Raw genomic sequence first — 13709 nt, forward strand, 5'->3', positions numbered from 1 at the left:
ACCTCGTATCAAAGGAAATGGCCGCCACATTCCCAGAATGTGGCGGCCATTATTGATCGATCAATAATTTGGAGTGAGATTTTCACGATGACGCCGCCGTGAACGTGACCGAAAACGCCGCCGTGGCGAGTGTCATCAGCGACAGGACATAGAGCCAGAAGCGCCAGGCGCTCACGGCGAGACGGGAGGCGCGTCCGCTGACGCCAGTACTGTGTCCGTTGCCGGCGGCGTCGCTGGCACATTCGATTCCGAAGCAGGATTGCCGGCCGCTTTGACGGCCGTGATCATATCCTCCAGCTTGCCCGTAACATCGACGACAGCTTCCACTGCGCCAACCCGGCTGGAGATGCCGGTGATCTGCTGATCGTGCTGATCGGCTGTTCCGCGCAGATCACTCGTCGCCGCGACGGCGGCGTCCGCTTTGGCGTCTGAGGTTTTCACACGCCCGCTCAGTTCGATGATTTTGATGACGCCGCCAATGGCCGTCACGAGCGTTCCGGCGGCGAGCAAAACGTTCGCGGTTTCCTGTCCTGTCCACATGGCTCCTCGCCTCCTTCTTGGGCTAGGATCCCAGGCCGTCCTTGAGTCCGTCCCCGATACCATTCCCCAGGATAGCACTCGCCTTCGGCGCATGCTTGGCGTACGCGGATTTGACCGCGGCTTCGAACTGAGAGTTTAGAAGCATGGTCAAAATGACGCCGGCGGCGCCGGGGAACTTGGACGTGACACCCGCGACGTAGCTGTCCAGCTTGGGCTCGAGCAGCGCGATCACGCCGTCTGCGGTGAGCGCGGGGTTGGCGAGCAGCGCGCCGCTGACGGCGCCGTCGATTTTGCCCTCAAAGGCGGTCTTAGCCTTGGAGCCGTAAAGCTTGCCATAGAGCCAGGTGAAGATGTTCATGGGTCTTGCCTCTCTCGTTAGTCGATGAATCGTTTTTGGAGCGCGCCACGCGGCGCCAGCATCCATATGTGTTTGCTCAGGAGTACTTTTCGACCAGGCGCGTGATGGCGGGGTCCTTGCCAGGGGATCTGTCCCAGGTCAGGACGACGGTGGTCCCGCGCGGCGTCGTCATCAGATCCAGCCGGTGGACCATCTTAATCATCAGCGTATAGCCGAGGCCCAAAGTCCCGCCGCTTGACCAACCCGCCTGGAGGGTTGCCTTGGGAAGGTCGCAGAGCGGGATACCGCTGCCCCGGTCCGTGACCCAGACCTGAATGGTCGTCTCGTCGGCGCAGATGCGCATGGCGCCGCGCGTCGCATACTTCGCGGCGTTTGTCAGCGCCTCCCAGGACGAGAGCACCAGGTCTTCACGCGCGGCGTCGGGCAGCTGGTGCGCTGCGGCGAATTCGTTCAGCAAGGCCCGGGCGCGCGACATACGCTCCGGATCCCCGTCCAGCAGCATTTCGGGGGAATAATCGGGCAGCATCAGCGGCAGCGTATCGCGCTCGATATGCAGATGCAGCTTGCCGTCGGTGACGCTGGAGAGGACCTCCCGGCAAAATGTAAACTGCTCATCGCAAATCAGGTGATAGAGAAACGGACGGAGCAGGCGCGCCAGACGCTGGAGGAGACCGCGCGCGGGTCCGGTGGATTGGTAACACATTGAGCGCTTCCTTTGTTGAGCGTTTCCTCGGAATCGTTCCCTTCAAGGGTCAAGCGGCGGGACTGTCGGCCGCCTCCGGCTTATGGCGTTCGTCGCCGAGGCCGGAGGCGCCGGCAAGGGCGAGCTTTTCGTAGAGGGCGAGGATTTTCGCCTGGAGGTCCTCGATGCGGGCGCGGCTTTCGTCGGCGATGCGGATAAGGCGCAGACGCTCTTCGCGATAGTCGCCTACCACGGCGGACAGATGCCGATTATCAGCCAGAAGTTCGTCCTTCGCGGACTGATACCGCGCCATTTCCGCGCGCATCTCGTCCATCATCGTCGCGGCGTCCTGGACGATCTGCCGGCGGTCGAGACCTTCCTCCGTAACCTTCGTCTTACGTTCCTCCGCCTTCGCGCGCTTTCGCTCGACATGGACCGCACTCGCGTATCCAATGACCGCCACTCCAAGCGCCTCCGGGAGCTTGGAGAGTAGTTCGTGCGGGCTCATGGGGTTTCCGTTCTTGCGCCATGGGCGCGTCAAAAAGGCGCGGACCAGCTATCTTGGTCCGCGCCTCATACGTTAAAGCAACACATCATCAAAGTAGATCAACGCATCATCAAATTAGATCAACGCGTCAAATCAAATCAGCGAATCAAATTAGGTCAGGATCGTCCGTCACGAGGATCCCGCTCGTCACATCCACGATCGCGCCCAGAGTCATCTTCGCATGAAACACCCAATTGCCGACCGGCCAGACCGGGCCGCCGACGAAGTCGTAGCAGATCATATGCGTATCGGTCCCGTCCACGAATCCGGTTCCGGTCACGCCGGCGAGTTCCGGGGGGTCGGAGTACTCCTTGACGGCGTAGACCTCCACTACAGCGCCGGTCCAAACGCTGGGCGTGATCCAGGCAAGACCGTACGCTGTCTCGTCGATCTGGCGGACGACGGCGCTGTCCACGTTCAGCGTGAGCCCCGAGTCGGTATTCGGGTCATCGAATTTATGATAGTCGAGACTGAGTCCCGTGGTGGGGACGACAGCGCCGGTGTCGAACGGGGACGGCGCAAGGCCGTCCCCCAAACCGTCTCCCAGTCCGCTACCAAAAAAATCATCCATATCAACTCCTTAATGCAGCGGCGTTGTGACCGTGATCGTCGCGCTCTGCGGGTTGGGGGCCGGGGCCGTGTTCGCGAGCACGAGCGCCGTGGCGTAGGCGTTCGTCGTCCCGTCCTGGCGCTTGCGAGTTGAAACGAGCGTATGCGTCGAGCCGTTGAAGCTGTTGCCGCCGGCTCCGATGATCGACGCCGTCAGCAGAACCATATCGTCCCAGGCCGTCACGCTGCCGTCCACGACCTTATTCCAGACCGCGAGCTGGATGGCCGCGAGCGCCGAGGAGCTGAGCGTCCCAACCGTCATGTTCCCGCTGCTATCGATCGCAAGCGCGCTGAAGTTTGCCGGGAAGGCCGGGATGCGATTAAGTAGCGTCGTCGTGCCAGACGTATCCGCGCCGGCGTAGGTCGAGAGCGTGTGCGTCTGATAGTAGCCCATCGTTCCCGGTGTCGTGTAGGCGCTGGTCAACGACGCCCAGGGATCCGAGCCGCCTCCGCCGCCGTTCGTCGCCGTCACGAAGCCAGAGCCGTTCGTCGCGATCTTGTTTGCTGGGATCAGCAGCAGCAGGGTCGCTGGATCCTGCCCGGTGGCGTAGCTGGCGACCTGGACGCCGGTCGATACGCTCGACGCGCGCACGCCGTCGCCGGTGATCGTCGATGATCCGCCGCCGAGGACCTTACCGCCGACGTCGCCGGTCACGCCGCTCGCCACGACGGGATTGGTGAGACCCGTCACCGTGGGGATCGTGACGCCCGGCTGCGATGGCTGAAGCAAGACGCGGCCCGATCCGTCTCCCGTTGGTAATCCGCCAGCGGCGCCAGGGGCGATGTTGGGTATCCCGGTAGCGACGCGGGAATTCGTGCTGGCGGCGTTGCCCTGGGCCGTGACGGCGTTGGGGCTATCCGCCGAGTTCGTCGCGATCAGATCCGTCTTCGACTTGATTCCCGTGGTCGTCGTCAGCAGAGTCGTGACGCCAGGAGAATCGGCCTGGGTCGTCAGAGACCGAACAACATTCGACCAGACCGCGTTGGCGTTGGCGACGGCGGTCGGGATGGAAGCGGTCTGCGTGACGAGCAGCGCCAGCTGCGTGGAGTTGAGATCCATCTCCGCGCGGTTCTGGGCGGCGGTGGGAGCGGCAACGAAGTTTGAGGCGATTGTGGACTGACCGGCCGCCAACGTCACCATCGGCTGCGGCCAAATCAAAAACACCGAAGTTGAGTCCGGGATAGTTGTCCATGTTCCCGGCCCCGGACGGCTGATAGTCGCCACCTTCGTCGCGCCAACGTATGACGAGATCGTGGCGAACTGGCCCGCGCCGGTCCCTGAGACAATCTTCACGAAATGGGTATTGAAAATCCCGTCCGTGGCGGAAGCGCCTGCATCCAATTGGATCGTATTAGATGTTCCGCCCTGCGCCGTCCCGCGCCGTCCGACCACTAAATCATCGTAATAGAGCGCTTCACCGATCGTGCCTGCCGCCGACGAGGTATTGATGAGCTGCCCCTGAGAAAGCGGTAGTGCGAGCGCAGCGCCGTCCCAGTCGAGCGTCCCCTGAGCGATCAGCGTGTCGCCGACGGCCGCTGAGCCGCCCGCGCGTTCATAGATCAGCTCGGAGTACCGGCCCGGCGTGGTGATCCCCGCCGGAAATGTGGCGACGTAAATGCCCGTCGTTCCCTGCTCGGAAAGCAGTACCGGATAGGTTGACCAGTTGGCGTTCGCGACGGTGGCGAATGTAGAACCGTTCCACGCGAGAGCGCTCTGATTGAGGATAACCGCGTAGACCGTCTTGCCGCTTGTATCGGTCGTCTTGATTTCGCCGGCCGCGTGGGCATACGCAGGAGCAAACAGCAGGATCGCCAGCAGGAAGAGTGATTTGAGGTATCGTCGCATGTAAATCTCCTTAAACGATGCTGTGCGGCCGAGCGGCGGCGCTGACGTTCTGATCGAGGCGGCTGCTGTCGAGCGGCACGAAAACGCATGGCTGGGCGTTCAGCCCGCTGATGGTGGAGCCGCCCTTGGAAGCGACGAAACAGTAGAATAATTCGCCGTTGACGGTCGGATCGACGATCAGCACATATTGCCCGGCCGCTGCCGCGATCGCGCCGCCAACGTTGAGATCCGCAATCACCGGATAGCTCCAGGGAACCCATTTCGTGATGTCGGTTCCAGGCGTCACGTTGGTGGATCCCGCGACGGCGATGTAACCGACGCCGGCGAGGGTGACCGCCTGGTCCACGGTATACGCAGTGACGCTGGACCAGGCGCCCAGCAGCGCGATCGCGCTGGGCGTGGTGGTCGGACGGATCGCGTAGCCGCTCGCGAATGTGGCGCCGGAAACGCCGACGCCTGAATCGTCCGCCAGCGTGAAAACTGTCGGGATGCCCATAACTGTTACTCCTGCTCCTGGAACGGCGCTGACGGTCGCGCCGTTCATGCTGAACGTGTAGGGCGCGCCGCCCGATACGAGAAATGAGGCGGTAAAATTCGGAGCCGTCCCGGATACGCCTTGGTATTGAACAGAGGTGCTCCCGACGATCAGCGGCGCCGCATCGGGATACGAGTTCGTGGCCGCGCCATCCGAAAAGGATGTGAGGGTCAGGGGAACGCTCAGGGTGCTCCCTGTAAGCGAGCACGATCCCACGCTGTAGGTCGCCGTTCTCGCCGCGAACTCCACATCCGTGAAGGCGCTCCCGTCCGAGACCGTGACGATCGCTCCGGCCGCGCGGTGCAGGGTGAGAAGCCCCGTATTGGAGATCGAAGCCGCTGCCGGATCGGAAGACAGCCAGAAGAGCGGAGACGCCGATGATGTCGCCTGAACGGTCGCCGCCGTGCTTGAGACCACACTCGTCGCGGAAAGCGATGTTGTGGTGTTCAGCTTCGAGGAGGTGTAGGAAACGAACGGAATCGGATTGGTGGAAGCGAGCGCCGCCCCGTTGCCGAAGAACAGCCCGTCGTATGCCGCCATCAGGGCGGCTCCCGCCAGCGCCATGTCCGTACCGAACCGAACCTCGTCGATCGATTGCTGAGCGTAACCCGACAGGTCCTGTTTTTGCAGCAGCGGCCAGTGCGCCGACATGTCGTTCGATTGCGCGCCGCTATCGACCCAAACGCCAACGACGCTGTTTGCGCCCAGCCCCATCTCCGTCAGCACCCAGAACCGGAATGGCTGCCCCGCCGTGACCGGATACTCCGGCCAGTTCATGGTATTGCCCTGACCGTAGCCGGAGCTGTCCGCCGTCACCTGGTCGATCCAGAAGCGGGTTTGCAGGCAATATCCGTACCGGACATGATTGGTAAGCCGCAGCGAAACAATGCGGTTGCCCTGGCTCAGAAGCGTCACCAGCGGAATGTTGCCGCCCACGGGCAGGGTCACCGACGAGACGTTCACCCAGCCGGCAGCGACGGGATCCACGGTCGCCGCCGCCACTCCGGACAGGGTTGTCAGATCCACGGAAGCGTAGGCGGTTTGGCCGGCGGCCGCCGTGACGAGCAGACTGCTGGAGGATCCATTGATGAGCGCCGGCCCCGACGAATATCCCGTGCTCCCCGTCCCAAGCAGACTGACGCCGGCAGGAGCGGACCCGGAGGTTGTCAGGTTGGTAAGTAATCCCATAAGCCCCTCCTTAGCTCAGCTCATAAACCGCGATGGTGTTCGCGGCCAGGCTCACGGTCAGGTTTCCCGAGCCGTCCGTCGAAGCGGCCGAAGGCGCGCCCTCCGAAGACGCGGTGAAAAGCCTCACCGTTCCGCTCATCGGTTTTCCTGCGCCGCCCAGCGAAATCGACACCGTATCGGAGTATATGGTCCCGCCGGTGTTGCCAATCTTGAGCGAGTACTTGGAGTCGCTGTTTCGCTGATAGGCGTTCACGTAGACGGTGTTTGCCACCGGCTGGCGCGTGGAGAGGCCGCCGCCCGTCGCCGCGTCGGTGTACGAATATCCGCCATAACGCCCCTGCGCCTGAAGCGTGGCTAGGAACGGATACAGGCCGCCCACGGAGCCGGGAGTGACCGTTCCCGTGTTGGAGTTGAGGTTGTACAGGCCGAAATTCGTGACGTATTGCAGACCGTTCGGCGCGGTGATGGCGCCGATCGTCATGTCTCGCGCCCAGCACCACCAGGAGATCAGCTCCACGCCCATCGTGTCATCGGCGAACGCCTGATTGAGGCGTGCGACGGTGTTGGCGAAACTGGTGCAGCTGAACTCTCCGTACCAGATCACCGGAGGGGTATTGCCCTTGCCCTTGATGGCCGTGGTGTACTGGGCATAGTCGTGAATTCCAAAGCGGTAGACATTGGAATTGCCGATCAGATATCCGTTTCCGCTGTTGTTAGGATCGTCGTTAAAGAGCAGCAAGCCGGGGAAGATATCCTTAAGCCCCAGTCCATCGCTCATCCCCGCTCCGCCGTAGACGCAGTTTGCGAAGTTCGCCGCCGAGGAAGTCGCGCCGCCCGCCAGCCACCAGTCGCCCGGGATGGCGCCCGTCGAGTATTCGTTCGGCGTCGCGATGACCGTGATGTAGCATCCGATTGCCTGTAGAGCCCGGATCTCCTTGACGATGGAGTCGCGCCAGAGCTGAAGCTGAACGCTGGTGGGGCTGGAAAGGTTGTTGGAAGTGACCGGTCCATAGCCATTCGGGCGAATCATCTTCGCGTGGTGGGGCACATTCGCGATGGCCGGATAGATCGAGCTCGGGGCGGCAAACGTATTCAGGATCCAGTACGGGATGCCCCATTTTCGATTGATATAGCCGAGCAGGTTCGACTGCGCGCCCTGCATCGCATAGCAGGTTCCGTCGGCCTTCTCTGTGAACGATCCGCCCCCCTGGATCTCATGACGAATAAACGACACCCGGGAAAACAGCTGATTTCCCACTTGATCGAGACTGGCCGGGGTCAGATTGAATCCGGCTCCCCAGTTCCGCACCCGCTTATCGTAAGCCGGCGTTGAGACGCCGCATCCCTTGATGGCGTAACGAGAGCCGTCCAGCGCCCAGAGAACAGACATTAGCGCCTCCCTCGTCCGAAGCTATGCGTGGTTCCTTTGCGCCCGGTCCCCGAAGAGACCGTGGAAGGGATCGCGCCGACGATGGGGTAGGACGCCGCAGTGGATCCGCCGGAGTCGCTGGCGACGACCTGGAAATAAAGCGCTGTGCCGTTGGTCTGGCTGCCCAGGGTGAATGTGGTCGCGCTCTGGGAGCTGCTGGCGGTGGACAGAGACGTCGGCGCCGTGCCGTAGTTGACGACATACGTCAGACTGCCGCTGTTGCCGGTCGCCGCCGTCCAGCTGAGCTTGACGGTCCCGCTGGCGGCCGCCGCGTATGTGACTGATGTGTAGCCGGCGACAAGCGCGGGCGTTGCGGATGGCGTCACGGAGACGGAGGCAGATGTCACGACCGTGCTGGCGTTGTCCGTGTAGCGCATCCGGACGTAGTAGGTCGTGCCGTTGGTCAGTCCCGTGATCGTTCCCGAGCGCGTCGTCAGTCCCGATCCGGCGCCGGGCGTGCTGAAGGTGGCGTTGTCGGTCGAGATCTGGACCTGGTACGCGTAGGGCAGAACGCCATTCGTGGCGTCCGTCGCCGTGAAGGTGATCTGATTGACTCCCGCTGTGGGCGTGATCGTCCCTGCCGTCAAGGCTGCCGGCGTCGTCGTTGTGATCGTCTGTGTCGCGCCGGAAGGCCCCGTGATTGTCAGTGTGGCTCCGGAGGCCGTGCCCGGGTTGATACTGAGCGTGGCGGCCGTCGTGCTCGACGCCGATTGCGAAACGATCGATGCGCCTGTTCCGCCCGTCATCGTAAACTGCGTTGTGCTGCCAGTGTTGAAGTTGGTTCCTGTGCCGACGATCGTCACAGTTTGAGCGCTGTTATTCGCCGCCAGCGTGGTCGGACTTCGGGTAAACGACGGTGCGGTCGGCGTAAAGGTCGCGCTGAAGCTGTCCGTCGTGTCCGTGAACGTCTGCGCGCCGGTGGGCAGCGTCCCCGGGTTGTAGGTCAGCGTATAGGTGCCTGGGCCACTATTGTAGGTCGTGCTGATCGGCGTCGTTGAGGCGCCTGTTCCGCCTGATATCGTGAAAGAGGCCGTGGTGGAGAGCGTCGTACCGGAGTTTGGCGTGACCGTGACCGACTGCGTCGTGCCGTTGGCGTAGACGGTGCCGGAGGTCGCCGCGACCGTAAAGCCAGGGACAGGCGCATTGTCAAGGATGTTGACGTCGTCCACCTGGCCGGCGCCCGATCCCGTTTCCACGATGCCGCAAAAACCGTTCTGGTAGGCGGAGCTTGAGTCGGTGACCGTGGTATCCCAGGTCATGGCGTCGTTGCGCGTCGGCGAGTTTGCGTAGATCCTCGCCTTGATGATCTGCGTGGTTGTGCCGCTGATATCCACATCGACGGAATAGTTGCCGGTGGGCAGAGAGGTTCCGGCAGAAATCCCTAACGACGAGAGATTTGAATAGCCCGCGTCCGTCCCGAGCGTCGTCAGCGTTCCCACCGTCGTATATCGACCCGACGTCACCGCGCGTCCCGTGATCTTTCGAACGCCGATCTTGCCGGCCGAGGGAGCAATGGTGATTTCGTACGCATTGCCGTTTGTGTCGGAATGGACGATGATATAGGTCTGTGAGCTGGCGGCGGCGTAGTAAACCGTGCTGTGCCAGGTACACGCGCCGTACGATGTCGCATACCACCCTGTCGCCGTGCCGCTGGCAAAGGAGAGCGAGTTCGGCGAGCTGCCGGGGTGCGTGGTCGCCACCTTGTCATTGGTATTCAAGGTCCAGCCCGCAGGCTGGTTGCCGACCGTCAATCCATCAAAATTCTCGCTGTAATTCGCTGCGGCGGCGGTCTTGGGCGTCGCCACGACCAGCACAACGGACGACACGCCGAGCGCGATCAGAAACAGGAGTAAAGCATAGAGGGAGCGAAGTGATCGCATGGGGGAAGATCGCATGGGGCAATACTCCAGACGTGAAAAAAGCCGCCTCCGGAGCGGAGCGGCCGAGGAAGAATTATCCAGAGCGGTGTTATCGGTTTTTGATTTCGGTTCGCTGGCCGCGCAACGCGATCCCGATCACGCAAAATCCAACAACGGCGAAGATCATTACAACGAAGTCCATGATGACCACCCAGGTATGAGTCATGTTCGCGTATTGGCGTGAGCATGACTCAAAGAAAAAGCCATCTCACGACAATCGTGGATGGCAACAAAAAGGGCTTCACCGAAGTGAAGCCCCTAACCGAATTATTCGAAATGTGAGAACTCTGTCGCTGAGCTAAGCCCAGGAGCTTACCCGAAGATCACTATCGTTTAACCGAAGCTAAAACGCTGCGGAACGATATGACCGAAGAAGTTGTCCTTGCTTTGGCGTAGCGTCTTACCCTGCCGATGGTCGGACTGGGCCGAAGACAGAAGGAACAGGACAAGGACCGGCATAATCAGGCTCATCACGAACGATAGCGTGAGAAGAGTCAGTGCGGCCAGCATCGCGCTGACGGCGGTTGCGGTGGAGCTGCTGCCCTCCACGGAAATACAGGAGTGGTTGCAGACAAAGGTCAAAAACGCCAGCGATCCGCCGATTGTCAGTACCGCGATTGCCGAGATCACGAAAGTCGATAATAGAGCGGAGGCATGGAGACGCACTGCCGCTGCTCCCGTAAGGCAAAGCAAAACGGTGAGTCCCAGGCCCAGTCCCCATGTCACGGCGTTTCGGAGCAAGATGTTCGTACGAATGTTGGAAACTTTTGCTTGCATATTCCTAACAGTCGTCCTTCGTGAGTTCTAAAAACAACGGCCCCAGCTGGTATTGCTGGGGCCGCGTCACTGATGTTTATTCTGACTGCTTAACAGAAACGTGAGTAACCTCAATAGGGTAATCCGCTTTGATCTGCCATTCTCCGGGAGATTCTGACGAGTAAGTGCGTAAATACAGCTTTAGCTCGTAATTCCCCTGTGGAGTAGGAAAATTCGTAGATCGTAAAATTGTATTTGCAGATCTAAGTGTGAGCACTAATGGGGAGACGAATTCAAGCAGTACATCACCCTTAGGTCCCACCAGTTCAATCTTCTGCTCGTAGTCCTTCCCCTCGTCCTCTGGGATAGTCCGCCACGCAGAAATAATTGCCCATTCCTGAGGAACTACATCAGTATCCAGGATTTCAGTGCCCTCAAATATTCCAACATCAATGTAGCTCCAGAGAGCTACGGCTGTCAGGGTGTTATCGTCACCGTCTCGTATCGCCTTACGACAGGCGGCAAATAGCAAAAGCCGGGGCATCTCTACCAACCTTTGAACCGTGGATTTCTAATCGATCGCTGAGAATTGCTCCCGCTCCGAAACTTGACCGCATGGCGGATAACGCTGAAGGCTCAGGCTTCAATTCAATAAAGATGACGAAGCCCGGAGGCGTCACGACGGCTTCAGAAGACAGGTATTGCAATGCAATGGCTCGTTCCTCCTCGCGAGTAAGCGTGATGCAAGCTTGCTTAAGCTGCGTACGCGCGCTCCATCCCCGTGGCGGACCATCCCATTCGGCAAACCATGGCGCCCCACGCATGATCCACGCGTGGCGAAGCTCATCATGCGTCTGCTCGTAATCATCAAACCCAAATTGGGTCCCACAGCAGAAACAAATGGCCTCATTCACAGGAGGTTCTAACATTCCGTGATAATAACACACCGGGCATTCAAATTTGTGGTCTACAGCGATCATGGTAATATTTAAGGTTCGGCACTCGATTAAAGCGTGGATTTGGCTTCATATAGGTCCGAATGAAGCCATTTCTCCCCAGGATCGCGAACTCCTCTGTCATCGTATCGAATCGAACTCGATCTCCATCGACCGAGCACTCATGAATTCTTCCGTAGGCTAGACAAGAACAGCTCGGACAGGCCCGACAAACCGATGCAGGGGGAGGTAACTGACGCTCGATAAAGGCTGCGGCTTTTGCTTCATATTCAGTCGCGGTTGTAACGCCAAATTCTTGTTTGTGTTTTGTAAAGTGTGCTTGAAGGAGTCCAGGGTCAAAGTTAACCAATGATATCGCTCGCTTGGCTTGCAGTGAGCTACATCATACTGGATTTTCGGTTTCCTGTCTAGCCCCCATTAGAGTATACGTAAATTTTCCTCTATTCAATCCAATCGCTCCCGTCCCTCCCTACATAACAGTAGACCCTACGCATCCCGTTCCCCTTCACAAGAGCGATCTCCCTCAAACCCTAACCTTGATCTGTCTGCGCGGGAACTCCCCGTCCCTCGGCGCCGCCACGCTCGAATTGCTCAAGGGAATCCTGCCCGTCTCGTTGCAATGCAGCTCCGCCTTAATTCAGCAACGCCTCAGCGAAGCTACCGCCGCTCTGCGCGGGAACAGTCGCGGTATCGGTTCCGGTGGCCGTGTCCGTAACGGCGATGATGGGGCTTGCGGCGAAGTCCATCGTATCGGTCCCGACGCCCGCATCGGCGACGGGGATACTCGCGCTGGCGGACGAGATCGAGATCGCGACGCCGATCGACTGCCCGTAGGCGTTGTCGGTCACCGCGCCGGAGGCGTTTACCTCCGTCGTCTCAAACCCGATCCCCATCTCATGCGCTTCAGCGAGGAAGCCACCGACAACCTGAGTATCTGTGCTCACGGCGCTATCCGCGACGTTGATCCCCTGTGACGGGCCTATCGGAGACTCAGATCCAACGCCGGCGTCAGTCACTCCAATCGTGGCCGCCATACCCTGGGTATCCGAACTAACCGCGCTGTCCGAGACCGTGACGATGCGCCCCGTGCCGGCCGCGCTGTCCGCGCCGACGGCGCTGTCGGTCATCGACTTGATGACGCCAGTATCGGGCGTGGTGTCGAAGGAGCAGTAGAGAGGCGCGGCGCCAGGAACGCTCTGGTAATAGGCGGTGAAATAGTTCGCCAGACCAATTGAGGGCGTCGTGCCCGGCGGAACCGTGATTGTGAACGTCCCTGCGGAATACGACACGTTCCAGCCACTGGCGACGAACGAATCCGCGATGCTGGAGGAGCCAAGAAAGATCTGCCAGGATCCGGCGAGCGGCGCGGCGGATGAACTGCCGGCGCTCGCGACCGTTCCCGTTGTGCCGGCGGCAATCGAGACGCGGCCGATCAAGACCGCTACGGAATCGGAGGCGGTGGCGGCGTCGGAGAAGCCGGCGAGAAGTCCGGCGCGCCCCTGATCGTCGCCGACCGCGCTGTCCGAGACATTGATCGTCGAGACCATGAGTGTCGGGATTGCGGTGATATAGCGAAGGGCAGGATGAGGAAGGAATATCGAGTAGGGCGCCGCAGCAATCGCCGAGATTTCGCCCTGGGAGAGTGGGCGATTTGCGTAGTACAGATATTCCGTCTGACTATTCGTCCCAAGGTCTGATGCAGGGAAATTATAGCGTCCGCCGATTTGGAATGTGGAGGCGGGAGCAACCGCAACAGGCGGCGTTGTCGTTGAAGCGATCAATACACCGTTGCGATAAAAAAAACTTCCCGCCGGGGACCATGTGAATGCATAGTCCTGCCAAAGATTGGGTGTGATCAGAGCGTTGCTGGCGGCAATATGTACTCGGTCGTCACCGCCAGCGCTGCTATTCCATCCGACATCAATAATGCTGGATGCGCCGAATTTATGAGCGGTTAACTCGTTATTGGAGGTGCTCCACGACCAAAATGTATGAGTATTCCCGTCGTTATAAACGAAGTTCGGATAGACACTCCAGAGAATCGTCCCCGCCGCCGTGGGCAAGTTCGAAAGGTTCGTGTCAACCCATGCCGATCCGTTATTGGTCGGACAGGACCCCTTCGCACTGGGCTTCCATAGCATGTTGTGCATGGTCGCCACTTTGCCGGACACAGCGTCAGAGGGAACGCCGCTCGCCTCCGTAAACCCCCATGCCCCAACAATCCCATAGTCTTTGACCTTGACTGGATCAAGCTCGGGGTTTGGGTAGGCAGGTTTCTGTGCCCCTAAACGACTAATGATTTCAAGGGCCATAGTTTAGCAACCGCCGTAGTTGAAGTTTGACA

14 protein-coding genes are annotated in these 13709 nt (G+C 60.2%); 1 reads left to right on the top strand and 13 read right to left on the bottom strand.

Annotation, left to right across the window (positions count from 1 at the left end; all coding sequences use genetic code 11):
- Nucleotides 1–171: 171 nt before the first annotated feature.
- The 9 genes from D5261_RS27445 to D5261_RS27485 form a co-directional block, all read right to left on the bottom strand.
- Entirely contained in the window at nt 172–540 is a 369-nt protein-coding gene (locus D5261_RS27445) for a hypothetical protein (RefSeq protein WP_119318967.1), read from the bottom strand.
- 22 nt (nt 541–562) lie between these two features.
- On the bottom strand, nt 563–898 hold the full coding sequence (locus D5261_RS27450) for a hypothetical protein (RefSeq protein WP_119318966.1): 336 nt from the start codon (nt 896–898) through the stop codon (nt 563–565).
- Between the two features lie 76 nt (nt 899–974).
- A complete protein-coding gene (locus D5261_RS27455) occupies nt 975–1601 on the bottom strand; it encodes an ATP-binding protein (RefSeq protein WP_119318965.1) in 627 nt (208 codons plus the stop codon).
- A 49-nt stretch (nt 1602–1650) separates the two neighbouring features.
- A complete protein-coding gene (locus tag D5261_RS27460; RefSeq protein ID WP_119318964.1) occupies nt 1651–2088 on the bottom strand; it encodes a hypothetical protein in 438 nt (145 codons plus the stop codon).
- A gap of 145 nt (nt 2089–2233) precedes the next feature.
- Complete coding sequence (locus D5261_RS27465; RefSeq protein ID WP_119318963.1) at nt 2234–2698, bottom strand: hypothetical protein; 465 nt, start codon at nt 2696–2698, stop codon at nt 2234–2236.
- 9 nt (nt 2699–2707) lie between these two features.
- A complete protein-coding gene (locus D5261_RS27470; RefSeq protein ID WP_119318962.1) occupies nt 2708–4582 on the bottom strand; it encodes a hypothetical protein in 1875 nt (624 codons plus the stop codon).
- A 10-nt stretch (nt 4583–4592) separates the two neighbouring features.
- Complete coding sequence (locus tag D5261_RS27475; protein WP_119318961.1) at nt 4593–6305, bottom strand: hypothetical protein; 1713 nt, start codon at nt 6303–6305, stop codon at nt 4593–4595.
- Nucleotides 6306–6315: 10 nt separating this feature from the next.
- Complete coding sequence (locus D5261_RS27480) at nt 6316–7695, bottom strand: hypothetical protein (RefSeq protein ID WP_119318960.1); 1380 nt, start codon at nt 7693–7695, stop codon at nt 6316–6318.
- Nucleotides 7695–9614, bottom strand: a complete 1920-nt coding sequence (locus tag D5261_RS27485; RefSeq protein ID WP_301002285.1) for a beta strand repeat-containing protein — start codon at nt 9612–9614, stop codon at nt 7695–7697. The genes D5261_RS27480 and D5261_RS27485 overlap by 1 nt, the downstream gene beginning before the upstream one ends.
- Between D5261_RS27485 and D5261_RS27490 the strand changes: the two genes are divergently transcribed.
- On the top strand, nt 9613–9837 hold the full coding sequence (locus tag D5261_RS27490; RefSeq protein ID WP_125206369.1) for a hypothetical protein: 225 nt from the start codon (nt 9613–9615) through the stop codon (nt 9835–9837). The genes D5261_RS27485 and D5261_RS27490 overlap by 2 nt on opposite strands.
- A gap of 149 nt (nt 9838–9986) precedes the next feature.
- On the opposite strand, the gene D5261_RS27495 is transcribed toward D5261_RS27490, so the two are convergent.
- The 4 genes from D5261_RS27495 to D5261_RS27510 all read right to left on the bottom strand — a co-directional run bounded on the left by D5261_RS27495 (nt 9987) and on the right by D5261_RS27510 (nt 13677).
- On the bottom strand, nt 9987–10430 hold the full coding sequence (locus D5261_RS27495) for a hypothetical protein (RefSeq protein WP_125206368.1): 444 nt from the start codon (nt 10428–10430) through the stop codon (nt 9987–9989).
- Between the two features lie 76 nt (nt 10431–10506).
- Entirely contained in the window at nt 10507–10953 is a 447-nt protein-coding gene (locus D5261_RS27500; RefSeq protein ID WP_119324859.1) for a hypothetical protein, read from the bottom strand.
- The gene (locus D5261_RS27505; RefSeq protein ID WP_301002286.1) at nt 10919–11389 is read right to left on the bottom strand and encodes a hypothetical protein; all 471 of its coding nucleotides are present in this window, start codon (nt 11387–11389) and stop codon (nt 10919–10921) included. The genes D5261_RS27500 and D5261_RS27505 overlap by 35 nt, the downstream gene beginning before the upstream one ends.
- Nucleotides 11390–11997: 608 nt before the next feature.
- Nucleotides 11998–13677 (bottom strand): LamG-like jellyroll fold domain-containing protein, encoded by a 1680-nt coding sequence (locus D5261_RS27510; protein ID WP_125206366.1) that lies wholly within the window; start codon nt 13675–13677, stop codon nt 11998–12000.
- Between the last annotated feature and the right edge of the window lie 32 nt (nt 13678–13709).

Origin of the sequence: Capsulimonas corticalis, assembly GCF_003574315.2 — a bacterium.
In the GTDB taxonomy this organism is placed as follows: Bacteria; Armatimonadota; Armatimonadia; order Armatimonadales; family Capsulimonadaceae; genus Capsulimonas; species Capsulimonas corticalis.